Raw genomic sequence first — 15,111 nt, forward strand, 5'->3', positions numbered from 1 at the left:
GGCCAGGCTGGAGGCGATAAGGGACTGCCTGCGCCGGGGGCTGTCGCCCGAGCAGATGGCGGCGCGCAACGGCGGCCCGGTGGACCTGTCGCCGTCGACCATCTACCGCTGGGTCTCGGCGGGCTACGACGGCATGACCAACATGGAGCTCAGGCGCAAGGTCGGCTACAGGCCGAGGAAGCGCGCCGCGTGCCGGGCGGCGACCCGCCACTCCGCCCGCAGGGCGCATGCCGCGTTCCTCGCCCTCGGGGAGGACGCGTGCGCCGCGGCCTGGGAGATGGACACCGTCGAGGGGGCCCGGGAGGACGGCGCCTGCCTGCTCACGCTGCTGCACCGCCCCAGCAGGCTCCAGCTCGCGCTGCCGCTGGAGGAGAAGACCGCCGGGTGCGTCGCGGGCGCCCTGGAGGGCGTCCGGGCGGTCCTCGGCGCCGACGGGACGCGCCGCGTGTTCCGCGCCGTGCTCACCGACAACGGCCCCGAGTTCTCCGACGAGGGCGCGATCGCGGCGCTGCTCGGCGAGGGGCGGGGCGAGACGAGGCTGTTCTACTGCGACCCCGGGCGCAGCGACCAGAAGGGCGCAGGCGAGACGAGGCTGTTCTACTGCGACTCCGGGCGCAGCGACCAGAAGGGCGCCTGCGAGCGCAACCACGTCGAGATCAGGAAGCTGCTGCCCAAGGGCCGCGGCCTCAGGTTCGACCGGCTGGCCCCGGCCGACCTGTCGCTGGCGATGTCGCACGTGAACTCCGAGCCGCGCGGCGCGCTCGGCTTCGCGACGCCCGCCCGCGCCTTCCGGGCGATGCTCGGCGCCGACGCGGCGGCGCTGCTGGATGCGTACGGCGTGGAGGACGTGCCCGTCGGCGAGCTCGACCTGACGCCGGGGCTCATCGCGCGGGCGCGCGCGGAAAGGGGCGATGCCCCGCTGGCCTAGCCTGAAAGGGAAAAACGGAATAGGCGGACCGACCGTCCGGCTGAGTCTGGGAAGAGGCGCCGGGCGGCGGGCGGAGCATGGCCACCGGACCCATCGAAACACATCTCCACCGTTCCTTCAACTGGGAAAATGCCGCCCCCGGACCCCGGGAGGGGCCGCGGGGGCGTTCGGCTAACTGCGGGAATGGCCTATTTGCTCAATGTGTTCGGCTGAGATCGGAAATCAACCTTTTTCAAACGAAAAGCGCCCGCGGCCAAATGGTCGCGGGCGCTTGACGAGGTGCCTTTTGGCTGTGTGGCGCGGGGCCTTGCTACTTGGTCTTGGCAACCAGCAGCGGATCGCCGAGCTTGACGAGCGGATTGCCGCCGATAAGCGTGCCAGACTCGCCGACGTGGTCGATGCTCTTGAGGCGGTCGAGCTCAGAGATGATGACGGTCACGATGTCCTCGTGGCCAGCGGCCTTAATGGCGTCGCGGTCGAAGCTGATGAGCGGCTGGCCCGCCTTGACCTCATCGCCCATCTCGACAAAGCGGGCAAAACCCTTGCCGTTCATTTCCACGGTGCCAAGGCCAACATGGATGAACACGCGAAGACCGTCCTCGGTGATCATGCCGATGGAGTGGTTGGTGACGGTGGTGGCGCCGATGCGGCCGTTGGCGGGCGCATAGATGGTGCCGGTGATGGGCTCGATGCCGTAGCCCTGACCGAGCATGCCCGAGGCGATGGTCTCGTCGGGGACCTCGTCCAGGTTGACGAGCACGCCGTTGACGGGGGCATAGATGACGCCTTCGCGGGTGGCGAAGCTTGCTGCGGGCGGAACGGACGCCTCGCCCGTCGAGGTGAAGGTGGACTTAAGCGAATCGAGCAGACCCATAGTTGCCTCCAACGTATCAAGCGCGCATGTTGCACGCGTGTGGTTTGCCGGAAACGTTTCGTACGTGTTTCCCGGCACAGTCAGCGTCCCTATTTTACGCTGTGAAACGATAGCGCTGAGCTGCGATTATGTGATATATCAGTTGAAAGGGAACTTATTGCGTGAGTGTTTCTGCGCCATGGGTCCAACTGGGGTACGCTTGAGGACGAAAAATAGTGCGCATAATCTGCGCGAAGGGAGCACATATGATTGTCGAGAATCACGCGCTGTGGGGCGAGGAGCCGACCGAGGATTATCCGGCGACGTTTACGTATTTGGGTGCCGAGCCGCTGCCCGACAAGCCCAATGGCCGCCGCCCCGCGGTGATCATCTGCGGCGGAGGCGGGTTTACGCATATCGCTCCGCACGAGCAGGATCCCGTGGCGTTTGCGTTTTTGGATCACGGTTACCAGGCCTTTGTGCTCAACTATGTGACGAGTGGCACGGGCGACGTGAGTTTTCCGCACCCGCAGGCAGACCTTGCCAAGATGGTCGCTACCGTGCGCGCCAACGCCGACGAGTGGCATGTCGATCCCAAGCGCGTGTGCATCGTGGGCTTCTCGGCGGGCGGCATGATTTGCGCTTCGCTGGCAACGCAGTGGAAGACTGGTCCCTTCGCGGGCCTGGCAGGGGCTCGTCCGGAGGATATTCGTCCCGACGCCGTGGTGCTGGGCTATCCGTTGCTCGACCTTGCCTATGTGCGTGATATGCAGACGCGCGACCCGCGCATCGACCTGCGCGTGCCCAAGACGGGTGGCAAGACGGGGCGCGATTTGCTCAACGACTATCTGTCGATGGTGACGGGCGGCGAGGCGACCGACGAGCACCTGGCCGACATCTGCCCCACCACGCATGTTTCGCGTCAGATGCCCCCGACCTTTGTGTGGGGCGTGTCCGACGACAAGACGGCGCCGGTCGCGCAGGTCTACCCGTTTGCGCAGCGCATGGCCGAGGAGGGCGTTGCATGCGAGATGCACGTCTTTGACCAGGGCGGTCACGGCCTTTCGCTCGGCAACGCCAACACTGCGGTCGACAATGAGGACAAGCAAGTGGCAGTCCGTCCCTGGATCCGCCTGGCCTTCCGCTTTTTGGAGCGCCACGGCTTCTAGTTACGCGGTTTTACCAAACCGCGTAACAGCTCGACGCTGCAAGCCCGCCAGAGCGGCAATCTGCCTTTCAACTTCGGCGGCATGACCAGAAGGTCAATGCCGCCTCGTTTCAAGGCACCTTGCTCGCTTTGGCGGGCTTTCGCTGTCTGCGCCAAAACATCGGCGTTGTCTTGGCTGCCAAAAGAATGATCCCTCGGGGACGGAGGAAAGCGGATCAGTTTGGGCGGTGCTGGCGCTAAGGTCTAAGACCGACGGCGTCCCTTGTTGCTTTCCTACCAAACAGTGAACTGGGCGTTTTCTGTGTTCCAATGGACATCGCGAACGTAGTCGCGCACGCCCGTCGCATCTCGTGCTTCGAACAACTCAAGAATATGAGCATGTTCGTTGTTGGCTTTATTGAGCAGTTCGCACGCCGTCTCCTGGTCGACAGTCTCGTAATCGCGCTTGATAAAGCAACGCTCGAGCTGCGAGATCATATCGCGCAGACGGTCGTTGCCGCAGCGGTTGAAGTACGTAAGGTGAAAGTCTCGCTGAATATCGTCGTACTTACGGATGAGGCCGCCTTGGATCGCGAGGTCCATGGAGCCGACGAGAAATTTAAGCTGCGTAATGTCATCGTCGGTTAGGTTCGGACAGGCGAGATATGCGGCCTGCCCGTCGAGCGGCCCCATGATCTCAAAGACTTCAACGGCGTTTTGCTGATCGAACCCACGGACGCGGAATCCGCGGCGGGGGAGATTGTCCAGATAGCCGTCGCTTGCGAGCTGGATGAGCGCCTCGCGAACCGGCGTGCGCGACACGCCCATGGCATCGCAGATCGCTTGCTCGCTCAGCCGGTCGCCGGCGGACAACTCGCCGGCGTCAATACGGCTCGAAATATAGTCGTATACGTGGTCCTTCAGGGGCCTTCTGAGCGTTTCCATGAGCTTATGTTCCTTAACGGTATATTTTTAAAATTAAATACGTTTCGCTTGAATAGCTCAGTCGAATTATAGAACGACCAGCTAAATCGTGCTACTCAATCAGGAGAAGCGAAAATACGCTTACCGAGAATTATCTACCGTTCAGGATTGTATACAATATACAAAACAGCAAAGACACCCTAAGATAAAGCCATCGGAAGGAAGGCGGACGCAAGGAAGTCCGCTCAGTACTATGAGATCCAAGGAGGATCATCATGACCAAGTTCAGCCACGTCATCATCCGTCGTCCCGGCAAGTCCCTGAGCAATGGCATCACGAGCGCCCCCGAGCTTGGCCAGCCCATCTACGAGCGCGCCATCGAGGAGCACTACGATTACGAGCATGCGCTCGAGCAGTGCGGCGTGGATGTCTCGGTGCTGCCCGCCCTCGAGCAGTATCCCGACAGCTGCTTCGTCGAGGATCCGGCCGTTATCACTCGCTGCGGCGCCATCATTACCAACCCCGGCGCCGACAGCCGTAATGGCGAGAAGGACGAGATCGAGCCGGCCGTCCGTCGCTTCTTTGACGACGAGCATGTGAAGCACATCGTTTCCCCCGGCACGCTCGACGGCGGCGACGTCATGATGGTCGGCGACCACTTCTACGTCGGTCGCTCCGCTCGTACCAACGAAGAGGGCATCCGCCAGTTCTGCGAGATTCTCGAGGGCTGGGGCCTCGAGGGTTCCGAGGTTCCGCTGGAGGAGGTCCTGCACCTCAAGACGGGCGTCAACTACATCGAGGACAACAACATGCTCGTCTCCGGTGAGTTCATCGATAAGCCCGACTTTGCCCAGTACAACAAGATCGTCGTGCCCGAGGACGAGGCTTACGGCGCCAACTGCATCTGGGTCAACGGTACGGTCATCGTTGCCGAGGGCTATCCGACCGTGCTCAAGGCCGTGCAGGATCTGGGCTACAAGACGCTCGTCGTCGACACCTCCGAGTATCGCAAGGTCGACGGCGGCCTTTCTTGCCTGTCGCTGCGCTTCTAACGCGATAGCTGTAACAGTCTGATGATCGCTTGACCGATGGCCCGGCACCCGATTCGGGACGTCCGGGCTCTTTCGTTCGATCACATGATGAAGGGGGTGCACATACAATGGCCTCTAAAGCTCAAAACGACGAGATTATCGACCCTAATGGCCTCGATCTCTTTCGTCTGACCATGATGGTCATTACCGCCAGTATTTGTGGCGGCATCTTTTCGCTTGCCGGCGATATGGCAGCAGGCGGGGCAAATACCGGTGCGGTTATCGTCTCGTGGGGAATTTGCTTCATTGGCGTCTTTGCGCTGATGATGGTGTTCAACGGTTTGTCTCAGGCCCGTCCCGACCTGACCGGCGGCATCTATGCATACGCTGCGGCCGGTTTTGGCGATTACATTGGATTCAACTCCGCCTGGGGCTACTGGATCAGCGCATGTCTTTCCAACGTGAGCTTTGCGCTCTTGCTGTTTAGCGCGCTGGGCTATTTCTTCCCAGCGTTTGGCGCGGGTAACAACCTGCTTTCCATCGTCTGCGCCAGCGTGTTTTTGTGGTTCCTTACCGCCCTTGTGCTTCGTGGTGTTAAGGAGGCTGCGGGCATTAACACGATCGTCACGTTGGCGAAGCTGGTGCCGCTGGGTCTCTTTGTGCTGAGTATCGTGCTCCTGGGTAAGTTCAACGTCGATATCTTTATGGACAACTTCTGGGGAGAGCCGGCTGGTCCTGGCTTTGGCGAGCAGGTTGTCTCGACCATGATCGCCCTTGTCTGGGTTTTCACGGGCATCGAGGGCGCTGTCGTTATCTCGGGCCGTGCTAAGTACGTGCGTGACGTCGGCCGCTCGACGGCGCTCGGATTTGCGGCTGTATTCACGCTGTATCTGATCATCTCGATGCTGTCGCTCGGCATTATGCCGCGCGAGGAGATGGCACAGCTCGCAACGCCCTCCATGGCGGGAATTCTCGAGTGCGCAATCGGTCCGGTTGGTGCTGCCATCGTAAACCTTGGCGTTATCCTCTCGCTGGTCGGCGCGCTGCTGGGCTACGTCATCATTGCGTCCGAGACGCCGTTCGAGGCGGCGCGCCAGGGATCCTTCCCGCTGGCGTTTGCCAAGACGAACAAGCACGACGCCCCGGTGGTAACGGTTCTCGTGAGCTCCGGCATCACGCAACTCTTCTTAATTGTGTCGTATGTGGCGGCGAGCACCTACCAGTTCTTCTATAGCTGCGCGGTCAACACGATTCTGGTTCCGTATGTCTGCTCGGCTGCCTATTACATGGTGATCGGCTGGAAGAACGAGCATTTGGACGGGCCGCACGCGCCGAGTGTCGGCAAAGCACGCTTCTTTGGTACGCTCGGCTTTATCTACACGCTGTTCCTGGTGTGGTCGACGGGCCTCCAGGGCGTCATGATCACGACGATCCTTTTTGCCCCAGCCATCCCCGTCTATATTCTGGGCGAGCGCGGCCGCGGCAAGCAGGTGCTTCCGCATCTGCACGACAAGCTGATCGCAGCAGTGGTCATTGTCGTGGCAGTTATCTCGCTGTATCTGCACTTTGCCGGCATCGCGCCGATCGTCTAAGGCTACGGCGAGCTTCGTTGCTTGGTAGGCCGGCGGGCATCGCGTATCGATGCTGCTTGGCATTCCATAACTGATGTGGGTCTCTATTACGTGCCTTTGTGAGCGCCCACCAAGCCTGCGCAGGTGACATTTGTTGCCAGCGCGGGCTTTTGCAGTTGCGGTGGAATAGTTCCTGTTTTACTGGTTAAAGCTTCAAACAGGAACTATTCCACCGCAACTTCGTTTTGATTCGCTGGGGGACGGAGGAAGCGACGATCCGGAATCCACCTGCACGGTCGTCGCTCCGCATCCCGTCCGTTGGCGCAAATGGTGTCAAAAGTAATCTGTCCCCCTTGCACGCTTGCTTCCCTTGCAGCAATCTGTTGATTGAACGTCATTGTGTGCTCGCGGTTTCTGGGCAAGCCGTCTCGCAGCAAAGTAGACTAGATGGCCATTTCAAAAAGCCTACTCAGAGGAGGAGCCATGCTTGAGGGTACGTATGTGGTTTCGGCCCAGACGCCGGTGGGGAGTAAACGCGGCGAGGTGACGTTTTCACATGGGGTGAACGGCGTGCTCAGGGCAGTACTAAACGTCAGGGGTCTCAATATCGCTCTCTCGAGTGCCCGCGCTGAGGGCGATTTCTTTGAACTCTCGGGTACTATCTCCCACGTCTTGATGGGCAAGGCACCCTTTACATGCACGGGGTCAGTCGAGGGTGATCGACTCACTGCTACCGCGCGGTCGGGTTCCGTTTCGATCTCGCTGAGCGGTATGCGCAAAGAGCTTTCGGGGCGCATCGCATAAAGTTTGCTCAGGTAAACATCGGTATTTGACTTTATAAAATAGTTCAGAGCGCTATCATTTGTCGTTACGAGTTGGTTAGCCCCGGTAAACGGTTAACCGCGTCTAACGAAAGGATGAGCGCGTGAAGCTCGATACACTCGAGATTGGAAAGGACGCCGTTGTCGCATCGGTGACATCCGACGATCAGGCGCTCCGACAGCATATTTTGGACATGGGACTCACGCCGGGCACCGAAGTCACCATGATGAAGTACGCTCCCATGGGCGACCCGCTCGAGATCCGTCTGCGTGGCTACGAGTTGACACTGCGCAAGGACGATGCCGCCCGCATTGAGCTCGTGGGCATTCACGATACCGATATGGGTCCGCGCGCTAACGCTGCAATCGGCACGACGGAGCATCCGGCACTCGGCGAGGGGACGTATTCGCCCCGTGCGGCAAAAACGGCCGTACCCGAGGGCGTACCGCTGCACTTTGCCCTCGCCGGCAACCAAAACTGCGGTAAGACCACGCTGTTCAACCAGCTTACGGGCTCCAACCAGCACGTCGGTAACTTTCCCGGCGTGACGGTCGACCGCAAGGACGGCACTATCCGTAACCACCCCGAGGCGAGCGTTACCGACCTGCCCGGCATTTACTCCCTGTCGCCGTACACGGGCGAGGAGATTGTGAGCCGCCAGTTTATCCTTGACGAGCATCCCGATGCCATCATCGATATCATCGACGCCACCAATATCGAGCGCAACCTGTACCTGACGCTGCAGCTTATGGAGCTCGACTGCCCCATGGTCATCGCGCTCAACATGATGGACGAGGTGACGGCTAACGGCGGCGCCATCGACGTCAACCTGCTCGAGAGCCTGTTGGGCGTGCCTGTTGTCCCCATTAGCGCTGCCCGCAACGAGGGTATCGGCGAGCTGGTGGATCATGCCTTGCACGTGGCGCGGTTCCGCGAGCGCCCCGGTCGCCTGGACTTCTGCGCGCCCGATGGCTCGGACGGTGGTGCACTGCATCGCTGCATCCACGGTATTGCCAACCTTATCGAGGACCATGCCGTGACGGCGCACATCCCGGTGCGCTTTGCAGCGACCAAGCTGGTTGAGGGCGACGAGCTGGTGACCGAGGCGCTTCACCTGGATCGCAACGAGCTCGACGCTATCGAGCACATCATTACCCAGATGGAGGGCGAGGCCGGCACCGACCGCCTGTCCGCGCTGGCCGATATGCGCTTTGGCTTTATCGGCGACGTGTGCGGGCGTTGCGTCGTCAAGCCGCACGAGAGCCGCGAGCACGTGCGCTCCGTCAAGATCGACCGCATCCTGACGGGTCGCTATACGGCCATCCCGGCGTTCCTGGTGATCATGGGTCTCGTTTTTTGGCTGACGTTTGGCGTGATCGGCGCGGCGTTGCAGGGACTCATGGAGGACGGCATCGCTGCCATCATCGCCTCGGCCGATGCGGGCCTCAAGGCGTTCGGCACCAACGACGTGGTGCGCTCACTGGCTGTCGACGGCGTGCTTACGGGCGTGGGCAGCGTACTGACCTTCCTGCCGATTATCGTCGTGCTCTTCTTGTTCCTCTCCATTCTGGAAGACTCGGGCTACATGGCGCGTGTGGCCTTTGTCATGGATAAGGTGCTGCGCCGCTTTGGCCTGTCGGGCCGCAGCTTCGTGCCCATGCTCGTTGGTTTTGGCTGCACCGTGCCGGCAATCATGTCGACCCGCACGCTGCCGTCCGAGCACGACCGCAAGATGACGGTTATGCTCACGCCGTTCATGAGCTGCTCGGCCAAGTTGCCGGTCTACGGTCTGCTGTGCGGGGCGTTTTTCCCGCAGGCGACGGTACCCGCCATGGTCTCGCTCTATCTGATCGGCATCGCGGTCGGCTGCGTCGCGGCCCTGGTACTCAACCGCACGGCATTTAAGGGCGACCCGGTGCCGTTTATCATGGAGCTTCCCAATTACCGCCTGCCGAGCGTCAAGACGACGGTGATGCTGGCATGGGATAAGGCCAAAGACTTTATTACCAAGGCCTTTACCATTATCTTTGCCGCTACCGTGGTCATCTGGTTCCTGCAGACGTTCGATATCCGCTTTAACGTGGTCGCCGATCAGTCGCAAAGCCTCCTTGCGGGCCTTGGTAGCATCATCGCGCCGCTGCTGGCGCCGCTCGGCTTTGGCGACTGGCGCGCCTCGACGGCACTCGTCACGGGACTTATTGCCAAGGAGAGCGTCATCTCGACCCTCACGGTGCTTTTGGGCGCGACGTCGCCCGCGGCACTGTCAGCCATGTTTTCGCCGTTTACCGCCTACGTGTTCCTGGTCTTTACGCTGCTGTACCCGCCCTGCGTGGCGTCCATCGGCGCCGTCAAGAGCGAGTTGGGCGCGCGCTATGCCGTTGCCGTGTTCGCGTTTCAGGTGACGGTCGCCTGGATCGTGGCGTTTGTCGTGCATTCGGCGGGCATATTGCTGGGGCTGGCTTAGTTATTAATTGACGGCGCAACCTCTGTGTATTGAGTTGATTGCGGCCCTGCATCTGTACTGACGGATGCGGGGCCGTTGCTATATAATCGCCCACCGCTCAAGACAATCGGAGAGGTTTCTACATGGCTCAGGCAAGACAAGATGGCATCTCACTCAAGCAGTGGCTCCCGCTTATCGGGCTCGCCTGCTGCGCGTTCGTATTCAACACGTCGGAGTTCATGCCCATCGGCCTTCTGACTGATATCGCCGCGTCGTTCTCGCTCACCGAGGCCCAGGCAGGCATCATGATCTCGGTCTATGCCTGGGGCGTCATGCTGCTGTCGCTGCCGCTTATGGTGTTTGCCTCGCGCTTTGAGTTCAAGCGGATGCTGCTCGGCGTGCTCGCCGTGTTTTCTCTGGGTCAGTTCCTGTCCGCTGTGGCACCGACATATCCCATCCTGGTCTGTGCGCGCCTGGTGGTTGCCTGCGCGCACGCCGTGTTCTGGTCGGTCGCCTCGATCATGGCCTCGCGCCTAGTCGACACCCGCCACGGGGCGCTCGCGATCAGCATAATCGCCACAGGCTCGTCCATCGCGCAGATCTTTGGCCTGCCGATCGGTCGCGCCATCGGACTGGCCGTGGGCTGGCGCATGACATTCGCCGTGGTCGGTGCCTTCTCTGCCGCCGCGGTGGTGTACCAGGCAGCGGTGTTCCCGGCCATGCCGGCGGGCGAGCGCTTTACCGTCAAACAGCTGCCCGAGCTGCTCAAGAACCCGTTCCTGCTCGCGCTCTACGCGGTCACGGTCTTTATGGCGACCGGCTATTACGCGGGTTACAGCTATATCGAGCCGTTCCTGGCACAGGTCGCGCACGTCGACGCAAGCGCTATTACCATGACGCTGACGGCGTTTGGCTGCTCCGGTCTGCTCGGAAGCTGGCTGTTCGGCCGACTGTTCGATGGGCATCGCTTTCCGTTCTTGGCTATCACACTCTCCGGCGTGCCGGTGGCTCTGCTGCTCATGGGTCCGGCCGCGTCATCGCTCGCGGCAGTGCTTGCCGTTTGCGCACTGTGGGGCTGCTGCGCCACGGCCTTTAACGTGGCGTTCCAAGCCGAGCTCATCAAGTACACGCCGGCGGATTCGTCGGCTGTCGCCATGTCGATCTTCTCGGGCCTGTTCAATCTGGGTATCGGCACCGGTACGGCGATCGGCGGCGCCGTGGTGTCGGGCCCCGGTATCGCTTGGATTGGCTTCGCGGGCGGGGCGATTACCGTCGTGGGCGTCATCCTTGCCATCACCGTACTGTTCCCAGCCATTCGCCGCGCCAAGCTCGTTGCCTAATCACGTTCCCTCATCAGTTGCGGTGAAATAGTTCCTGTTTAAGGCCCCTGAAGGCCCAAGCAGGAACTATTCCACCGCAACTTATTTTGGGGGAGAGGATACAAGCTGGGCATACAATGGATGTCGTTGTGTTGAGCTTACCGGGAGGTTGCTATGTGGGCATACGAGACGACGTTCTATCAGATCTATCCGCTGGGCTTTTGCGGGGCTCTGCGCGAAAACGCCGCGCCCGTTGCCGAGGATGAGCTCGCTCAGGCTGCCAACGCCGCGCCCAACCCCGATGCACCCATCATGAAGATCGCCCAATGGGCTGACTACCTGCAAGAACTCGGCGTTGGCGCTGTGCTCATCAACCCGCCGCTCGAATCCGACAGCCACGGCTACGATACGCGCAGCCTGCGCCATGTCGACCGCCGCCTGGGCGGGGATGCCGATTTTGCCGCCGTATGCGAGACGCTGCACGCCCATGGCATCCGTGTGGTGCTCGATGCGGTCTTCAACCACGTCGGCCGCGGCTTCTGGGCCTTCCGTGATGTGCAGGAGCGTAAGTGGGACTCGCCGTACAAGGACTGGTTCCACATTAGCTTTGACGGCGACTCCTGCTATGGCGACGGCTTTTGGTACGAGGGTTGGGAAGGCCATTTTGAACTTGTGAAGCTCAACCTGCAAAATCCCGCTGTGGTCGATTACCTGCTCGAGTCCGTGCGCCGTTGGGCTGACGTGTTTGGCGTCGACGGCCTGCGCCTGGACGTTGCCTATATGCTCGACCGCGACTTCATGCGTCGTCTGCATACCTTTACCCGCGAGCTCAAGCCCGATTTTGTGCTGATCGGCGAGACGCTCCACGGCGACTACAACCAGATCGTCAACGACGAGATGCTTGACTCCTGCACCAACTACGAGTGCTACAAGGGCCTGTACTCCAGCTTTAACTCGGTCAACATGTTCGAGATTGCCCATTCGCTGCATCGCCAGTTTGGCGGCGATCCGTGGTGCATCTACCGCGGCAAACACCTGCTGTCGTTTGTCGACAACCACGACGTGCCGCGCCTGGCGAGCATCCTCACCGACAAGTCGTGCCTGCGTCCCGCTTATGGCATGCTCTTTGGCATGCCGGGCATTCCGTGCGTCTACTATGGCAGCGAGTGGGGGATTCCTGGCGAAAAGGGCGGCCCCGATGGTGACTGGGCGCTGCGACCTGCGCTCGATGAGCCTGCGCCCAACGAGCTGACGGCCTTCATCAAGCAGCTCGCGCACCTGCGCTCGGCAGACGACGCGGCGGCCCGTGCCCTCAACTATGGTGCCTATCGCAACGTGGTGATCCAGAACAAGCAGCTACTGTTCGAGCGCGCCTGCGACGACGCGACGGTGCTCGTGGCGGTCAATGCCGTGAACGAGCCCTATACCTTTGGAGCCGGCGAGCTCAACGGCTCCTTTGCCGACCTACTTGCCGACGGCGCGCCCACAGTCGAGCTAACGGGTGCCCTTGAGCTTGCACCCTACGAGGTGCGCTATCTGTTGAGGGCCTAGGCCATGGCTGCGTCCGATGAGGGCTATCAACATATTGAGCATGGGTTTGAGCCCGTGTTCGACCAGCACTCGCGCGTTTTGGTGCTCGGATCGTTTCCCTCGGTGCTTTCGCGCGCCAACGCCTTTTATTACGGCAACCCTCAGAATCGCTTTTGGCGTGTGATGGCCGCGTGCCTCGGTGTGCCCGTGCCGCCCAACGAGGGAGACTCTTTGGCGAGCGGCGAGCCCGCGACGCTCGACGCCTCGGTTGCTGCCAAGCGGGCTATGCTGCTCAACGGCGGCGTGGCCCTGTGGGACGTGATCGAGAGCTGTGACATCAAGGGCTCAAGCGACGCGAGCATCAAAAACGTCGTTCCGGCGCATGTCGAGCGCATTACCGATGTCACGCCGATTGAGGTCGTTATCTGCAACGGCGGCGCGGCCGGGCGGCTCTACAAACGCTATCTACAAGAGCGGACGGGGCTACCCGCCATCGTGCTGCCGTCGACGAGTCCTGCCAACGCGGCGTGGCGTTTGGAGCGGCTTGTCGAGCGTTGGAGTGAAGCCGTTGACTGGGCTGTTATTTAATTTAGATTTTTGTTTGAGCGTGGGCGCCCAGACGTTTCAGAACGCCTCGCCAGATCGGCGCGGGCACGGCTGGCTCGGTGCAAATCATGCCGTCGGCGTCGACGTCCTCGGCATTACCACCACCAAGTCGCTGCGCATGCTCAACCGAACAGCCCATACGAACGGCGCCTACGAGCTTGTCCATCGCTTCCGAAAACGGTCGCCGCAAGAGTCCCATGCGCGGTGAGTGACGAAGCGCCGCGAAGCCGCTGCCGGTACAGACGACAACGCCGCCGCACCATGACAGCCCACGAAGGTCGCACGTCGCTCGCAGACGCACGACGAGCCCGTGTGCTCGCTCGAGGCCGCCGACGTCGGCCTGGACAACAACATAGGCACGCGTCCCTGCGCCGCCAAAGCGGTCGAGCATCTGCTTAATGGGCGCCATCGCTTCATCATTGGGTGCATCTTCAATGGCGAACACAATGCCATCGGCGGCACCGGCAACGCTGCCGGAATCATCCGCCTCCAAAACGACCGGGTGGGGGAGCACAGTGCCGGAAAGCTGTGCATAGGCGGCGATGGCATCCTGCAGGTCCCAGAGCAAAAACTCAAGATCGGCGCTCTCGGAAATACTGACAAACGCGATGTTATGCAGTGTTTTTGGTACATCGCCGCGTGCGGTCGTCTCCATGCCGCCTCCTTTCCGGTCGGTTTCCGTTTAGGTTACACCGTATGACGGCGCTCCGCCGCGCTATCCTAGTGCAACCCTCACGAAAGGAATGCCATGCGTCTGCCCATGAATACCTCGCTTGCCACGCTCAAGCCCTCCGGCATCCGTCGGATTAACGCACTCGCCGCGCAGCATCCGGGATGCATTGCGCTTGCGCTCGGTGAGCCCGATTTTCCCACGCCCGATGTGGTTAGCGCCGAGGTGACTGCTTCGTTGGACCGCGGCGACACGCACTATCCGCCCAACAACGGCCGCCCCGCCCTGCGCGAGGCACTGTCCGAATATATGGGTGACGCGGGTCTGGCGTTTTCCGCCGATGAGGTCATCCTGACCGACGGCGCGACCGAGGCCCTGTCGGCAACATTTATGGCTATGCTCAACCCCGGCGACGAGGTCATTATCCCCACGCCCGCCTTTGGCCTGTACGAGAGCATCGTCGTGGCCAACCACGCCAAGGCGGTCTTCTTGGATACGGAGCCTGCGCAATTCCAGATTGACGAGGATGCGCTTCGCGCCTGTGTGACCCCGGCGACCAAGGCCGTCGTTATCTGCTCGCCCAACAATCCCACGGGCTGCATTCTCAACGCGGCATCGCTCGACGTCGTGGCGCGCGTGGCAGAGCAGGCGGGCATCTACGTAGTCTGCGACGACGTATACAACCGTCTGGTCTATGTGGATGGCTACGAGCGCTTTGCCCAGCGCCATCCGGAGCTGCGCGACCAGACGGTGGTCATCGAGAGCTTCTCCAAGCCCTGGGCCATGACCGGCTGGCGCTTGGGCTGGCTCGCAGCGGCAGCCCCCGTCATCGCCGAGATCGCAAAGGCTCACCAATACTTAGTATCGAGTGCTGTCTCCTTCGAAATGGACGCCGCAGCCCGAGCCCTGACCGTCGACCCAACCCCCATGCTCAAAGTCTACCGAGCCCGCCGCGAACGCGTACTCGCAGCCTTAAACGCCATGGGCCTCGACGTAGTAGAGCCCGCAGGAGCCTTCTACACTTTCCCGAGCATCAAAAAGTTCGGCCTAACCAGCGAAGACTTCTGCATCAAAGCCATCGAAGAGGCAAACGTAGCCCTAGTCCCGGGCGACTGCTTCGGCACCGAAGGCCACATCCGCCTAAGCTACTGCGTCTCCGACAAAGACCTAGACGAAGGCCTCCGCCGCCTGTCCACCTTCCTTTCAACCCTGTAGCCCAACGGGACCCAACCCATCAGCCCACCGACCTAAGGGTTATGCGTGGGGC

13 protein-coding genes are annotated in these 15,111 nt (G+C 61.3%); 10 read left to right on the forward strand and 3 right to left on the reverse strand.

Translation table 11 applies throughout. The annotated features are described in order from the left end of the window. Positions 1 to 928, forward strand: a 928-nt coding sequence (locus DWV43_RS04000; protein WP_233542716.1) for an IS30 family transposase, incomplete at its 5' end; no start/stop codon positions are given. Between the two features lie 310 nt (positions 929 to 1,238). Here the strand turns inward: DWV43_RS04000 and DWV43_RS04005 are convergent. Next, positions 1,239 to 1,802, reverse strand: coding sequence for a PTS glucose transporter subunit IIA (locus DWV43_RS04005; protein ID WP_117817101.1), 564 nt, complete (start codon positions 1,800 to 1,802; stop codon positions 1,239 to 1,241). A gap of 245 nt (positions 1,803 to 2,047) precedes the next feature. On the opposite strand from DWV43_RS04005, the gene DWV43_RS04010 reads away from it, so the two are divergent. Next, positions 2,048 to 2,950: an alpha/beta hydrolase gene (locus tag DWV43_RS04010; RefSeq protein WP_117817102.1), complete on the forward strand. Its 903-nt coding sequence runs from the start codon at positions 2,048 to 2,050 to the stop codon at positions 2,948 to 2,950. Between the two features lie 272 nt (positions 2,951 to 3,222). Here DWV43_RS04010 and DWV43_RS04015 read toward each other — a convergent pair whose 3' ends face one another. Then, positions 3,223 to 3,873, reverse strand: a complete 651-nt coding sequence (locus tag DWV43_RS04015) for a GntR family transcriptional regulator (protein WP_117817103.1) — start codon at positions 3,871 to 3,873, stop codon at positions 3,223 to 3,225. Between the two features lie 254 nt (positions 3,874 to 4,127). On the opposite strand from DWV43_RS04015, the gene DWV43_RS04020 reads away from it, so the two are divergent. From DWV43_RS04020 to DWV43_RS04050, 7 genes are all read left to right on the forward strand, one after another. Continuing rightward, the gene (locus DWV43_RS04020) at positions 4,128 to 4,904 is read left to right on the forward strand and encodes a dimethylarginine dimethylaminohydrolase family protein (RefSeq protein WP_117583089.1); all 777 of its coding nucleotides are present in this window, start codon (positions 4,128 to 4,130) and stop codon (positions 4,902 to 4,904) included. A 107-nt stretch (positions 4,905 to 5,011) separates the two neighbouring features. Then, positions 5,012 to 6,475 (forward strand): basic amino acid/polyamine antiporter, encoded by a 1,464-nt coding sequence (locus DWV43_RS04025; RefSeq protein ID WP_117817104.1) that lies wholly within the window; start codon positions 5,012 to 5,014, stop codon positions 6,473 to 6,475. A gap of 462 nt (positions 6,476 to 6,937) precedes the next feature. Further along, the gene (locus DWV43_RS04030) at positions 6,938 to 7,258 is read left to right on the forward strand and encodes a hypothetical protein (protein ID WP_117765086.1); all 321 of its coding nucleotides are present in this window, start codon (positions 6,938 to 6,940) and stop codon (positions 7,256 to 7,258) included. Positions 7,259 to 7,379: 121 nt separating this feature from the next. Beyond that, on the forward strand, positions 7,380 to 9,740 hold the full coding sequence (feoB, locus tag DWV43_RS04035) for a ferrous iron transport protein B (protein ID WP_117817105.1): 2,361 nt from the start codon (positions 7,380 to 7,382) through the stop codon (positions 9,738 to 9,740). 122 nt (positions 9,741 to 9,862) lie between these two features. Next, entirely contained in the window at positions 9,863 to 11,059 is a 1,197-nt protein-coding gene (locus DWV43_RS04040) for an MFS transporter (RefSeq protein WP_117817106.1), read from the forward strand. Between the two features lie 153 nt (positions 11,060 to 11,212). Then, complete coding sequence (locus tag DWV43_RS04045) at positions 11,213 to 12,589, forward strand: alpha-amylase family glycosyl hydrolase (protein WP_117817107.1); 1,377 nt, start codon at positions 11,213 to 11,215, stop codon at positions 12,587 to 12,589. A 3-nt stretch (positions 12,590 to 12,592) separates the two neighbouring features. Continuing rightward, positions 12,593 to 13,156: a DNA-deoxyinosine glycosylase gene (locus DWV43_RS04050; protein WP_117639553.1), complete on the forward strand. Its 564-nt coding sequence runs from the start codon at positions 12,593 to 12,595 to the stop codon at positions 13,154 to 13,156. Between the two features lies 1 nt (position 13,157). On the opposite strand, the gene DWV43_RS04055 is transcribed toward DWV43_RS04050, so the two are convergent. Beyond that, entirely contained in the window at positions 13,158 to 13,829 is a 672-nt protein-coding gene (locus tag DWV43_RS04055; protein WP_117639555.1) for a hypothetical protein, read from the reverse strand. Between the two features lie 93 nt (positions 13,830 to 13,922). Here DWV43_RS04055 and DWV43_RS04060 point away from each other — a divergent pair, with 93 nt between their 5' ends. Next, on the forward strand, positions 13,923 to 15,059 hold the full coding sequence (locus DWV43_RS04060) for a pyridoxal phosphate-dependent aminotransferase (protein ID WP_117817108.1): 1,137 nt from the start codon (positions 13,923 to 13,925) through the stop codon (positions 15,057 to 15,059). The last annotated feature ends 52 nt before the right edge of the window (positions 15,060 to 15,111 follow it).

The sequence above is a fragment of the Collinsella sp. AF05-9 genome (assembly GCF_003465595.1).
GTDB lineage: Bacteria > Actinomycetota > Coriobacteriia > Coriobacteriales > Coriobacteriaceae > Collinsella.

Excerpts from the sequence above, each read along its gene's own strand:
- DWV43_RS04020 (WP_117583089.1), top strand. The coding sequence starts at position 4,128 with ATGACCAAGTTCAGCCACGTCATCATCCGTCGTCCCGGCAAGTCCCTG.
- DWV43_RS04060 (WP_117817108.1), top strand. The coding sequence starts at position 13,923 with ATGCGTCTGCCCATGAATACCTCGCTTGCCACGCTCAAGCCCTCCGGC.
- DWV43_RS04030 (WP_117765086.1), top strand. The coding sequence starts at position 6,938 with ATGCTTGAGGGTACGTATGTGGTTTCGGCCCAGACGCCGGTGGGGAGT.
- DWV43_RS04040 (WP_117817106.1), top strand. The coding sequence starts at position 9,863 with ATGGCTCAGGCAAGACAAGATGGCATCTCACTCAAGCAGTGGCTCCCG.
- DWV43_RS04005 (WP_117817101.1), bottom strand. The coding sequence starts at position 1,802 with ATGGGTCTGCTCGATTCGCTTAAGTCCACCTTCACCTCGACGGGCGAG.
- DWV43_RS04045 (WP_117817107.1), top strand. The coding sequence starts at position 11,213 with ATGTGGGCATACGAGACGACGTTCTATCAGATCTATCCGCTGGGCTTT.
- DWV43_RS04015 (WP_117817103.1), bottom strand. The coding sequence starts at position 3,873 with ATGGAAACGCTCAGAAGGCCCCTGAAGGACCACGTATACGACTATATT.
- DWV43_RS04055 (WP_117639555.1), bottom strand. The coding sequence starts at position 13,829 with ATGGAGACGACCGCACGCGGCGATGTACCAAAAACACTGCATAACATC.
- DWV43_RS04050 (WP_117639553.1), top strand. The coding sequence starts at position 12,593 with ATGGCTGCGTCCGATGAGGGCTATCAACATATTGAGCATGGGTTTGAG.
- DWV43_RS04025 (WP_117817104.1), top strand. The coding sequence starts at position 5,012 with ATGGCCTCTAAAGCTCAAAACGACGAGATTATCGACCCTAATGGCCTC.
- DWV43_RS04010 (WP_117817102.1), top strand. The coding sequence starts at position 2,048 with ATGATTGTCGAGAATCACGCGCTGTGGGGCGAGGAGCCGACCGAGGAT.